The 3168-nt window shown below is 63.6% G+C and carries 2 pseudogenes; both read left to right on the forward strand.

The window, feature by feature from the left end:
* Positions 1–2274 (forward strand): annotated as a pseudogene (locus G113_RS19540) (curculin (mannose-binding) lectin protein); the annotation flags it as partial.
* A gap of 104 nt (positions 2275–2378) precedes the next feature.
* A pseudogene (locus tag G113_RS19545) lies at positions 2379–3168 on the forward strand (hypothetical protein); the annotation flags it as partial.

The following is a 3168-nucleotide window of genomic DNA, read 5'->3' on the forward strand; positions in this document are numbered from 1 at the left end:
AGTACCGGCTCGGTGATCCTGACCCTAGGCGCCCTGCCGGATGTGGGCAGCGCCATCCTGTTCAGCTGGGGCACGGCGGTGAGCTACTTCAACCGCAGCGCCCTGGTGCCTTCGGCCCCGCGCCTGAAAGCCAGCTTGCCCGATGGCGGCCTGACTCCCAGCACCTTGGCTCTGACCTGGGGCAGTGGCCAGGCGGCCAGTGATAACGGTCTGGGCCAGATCACGGGGGATGCCAGCGGCACCGTCAACTATGTGACCGGCGCCATTGACCTGGCGCTGCCGACCCTGCCCAGCGGCGGCGAGGAGATCGCCGTGGCCTACCAGTTCGGCGATCCCAATCTGGAGCGCTTCGACTACCCGGTGCGCGATGGTAACGGCAGCATCACCCTGGCGCTGGCTCAGACCAACCTGACCCCGGGCATGGTGCAACTCAGATTCAACGCCTTCTATGAGGAGGTGCAGAGCGATACCGAGCTGGTGATCGAGAAGAACGATCCCATCATCACCCTGCACGATGACGGCAACGGCAAGCTGCTCAATACCGAGGGCACCGAGCTTGGCACCGTCAACTATGTGGCGGGCACGGTCAACTTTGTGCCCGATGGCCAGAGCGGGGTGCCGCAGACGCGCTATGAGTGGCGCACCATCGGCACCAGCCTCGACGCCGAGGGCAACACGGTGGCGCGCCAGCGCTGGACCCTGGTCGAGATCTACTATGTGCAGGCGCCGTACCTGTTCCCGACCGACGACAGCGGCTGGGTCGAGGTGCAGTATCGCAGCAACAACGCCAGCACCGGCGGCACGGCCACCCTGACCCTGGCCGCCCTGACCCTGGATCTGACCCCGCGCATTGGCGAGGCCATCCTGGCCGGGTCGGTGCGCTTCACCTTGGGCGGATCCACCTATGTGGACAAGCAGGGGCTGCTCTATCGGGCCATCGATCCGGCGACTGGGGCCGGGGAGCAAGCCGGGACGCTCGACTATGCCAACGGCGTGGCCAGCGTCACCGTGTGGACCCCGGGGCAGGCCAACAGCGCGGCCTTGGTCAGCCTGGTGACCAGCATGGTGGCCCAGTCGGTGGATGAGGTGACATTCAGAACCCCGGGGGCCCCGCTCGCCCCGGGTAGCCTCTATCTGTCGGCCAGCACGGTGGACGGGCGGCGCATCGAAACCACCGCCAACGGCGATGGCACCATCAGCAATGCGGACATGAGTGGCCTGGTTGATTACCAGACCGGCATCAGCACGGTGCGGTTCGGGCGACTCATCACCGCCGCAGGCCATGAGGGCGAGCCCTGGTATGACGCCGAACAGGTCGATGCCAATGGCAAGATCTGGCGACCTCTGTCCGTGGTGGCCGACACCATCCGCTTTAACTGCGTGGTCTACTCCTATCTGCCGCTCGATGCAGACCTCATTGGCCTGGATCCGGTGCGCCTGCCCTCCGATGGCCGGGTGCCCTTCCTGCGCAAGGGCAATATCGCCGTGGTGCATAGCACCCAGCGGTCGGCCTTTGCCATGGGGGTCGTGGCCGGTCAGAGCCTGAACGTGGGCCGCGAACGGTTGGCGCACCTGCACCTGGAGGACAAGGACGGCAAGCAGCTGGCCCAGCCCCTCTACACCACGGATCTGGATGCGGGCATCGTCACCCTCGCCAATCCGCTCGATCTGACGGGGTATGCCGAGCCCCTGTATGCAGTGCATCGCATCGAGGACATGAGCCTGGTCACGGACGTGGATATCTCGGGCCGCCTCACCCTGGCGCGGCCCTTGTCTCACGCCTATCAGGCGGCGGACACCCTGGTATCGTCGGCGCTCATCATCGGCGACCTCTGGGCCCGCTATGCCAACCTGTTCGACCAGAAGGTTTGGACCAACAAGTGGGAGGACTACCTGATCGGCGACCCCTGCACGGCCCAGTACAACGACACGGATTTTCCGATCCTGGTCACCAACCGGGCTTGCCTGCAGGAGCGCTGGATGATCCAGTTCACCTCTGCGACCAACTTCATTCTGGTGGGGGAGCATGTGGGCCAGATTGCGGTGGGGGACGTGAACAGCGACTTTGCCCCGACCAACCCCAACAACGGCCAGCCCTATTTCGTGCTGGACCACCGGGGCTGGGGAGCGGGCTGGGCCACGGGCAACCTGCTGCGCTTCAATACCATCGCCGCCAACTATCCCCTCTGGTTTATCCGCACCGTGCTGCAGTCGGTAGCGGCGCTGGACAGTGACCAGTTTGAGGTGCAGCTGCGCGGCAACGTCAACCGATAGCAGTGCAGGAAAGTTACGGCGCCGAGGGCCTGCACCCCGTTGACGCGCCAGCCACTTAACTGGGTGGGGCACTTTGCCCCACCCAGACCAATCAGGAGAACACCATGGATTTTCCGGTAAAATGGTACAGCAGTGCGATGCAGGGTGCGCCGAGCCTGGGCGATACCACCGAGGGCGCACTGGCGACCCTGCTCAAGGCGGTGCTGGTGACCGGGTTCGGTAATCTGACCGTCAACAGTCTGACTTGGGATGCGACACTGGGCTGGGCGGTGGCCACCATCGACGGCGGGCACAGTTACCTCAATGATTCGGTGATCGCCATCAGTGGCGCCAGCCCGTCTGGTTACAACGGTGAGCACAGGGTCATGAAGGTGAGCGCGACCAAGGTCTGGTTTGCCCTCGATGGCGGCGATCCCGGCATTGCGGCCAGTGGCACCATTACCATCAAGATCCCGGGGCTGGGCTGGGTCATCACCCATGAGAATGCTAATGGTCAGGTGTTCATCGTGCGCAGCCCAGAGCTGGTAGATGCCTATCCTGTCAGCCTGCGCATCGATAACACGGCGTTTTCTGGCTGGTCATCCGGGTCTGGCAATACAGGTTATTTGGCCAAGGTCGCCATGGTCGAGGACGTGGTGGATCTGGACACCTATACCCTGATCCTGGAGCACCGCTGGCCCGCCACCGGCCGCTATAGTGACAAGCGCTGGGATCTGGTGGGGGATAATCTGCTGTTCTATTTCGCCCCGGCCTATGCCACTGGCAACGTCCAAGCAATCTACAGCTTTGGCTATATCAACTCGGTGCGGCCCGGGGATCGCTATCACTGCATCTTAAACACGTATCACTCGTCGGTTGCTAGTGACGTTAATCGTGCATGGCAGATAAGCGCTA

Source organism: Aeromonas molluscorum 848 (assembly GCF_000388115.1).
GTDB lineage: Bacteria > Pseudomonadota > Gammaproteobacteria > Enterobacterales > Aeromonadaceae > Aeromonas > Aeromonas molluscorum.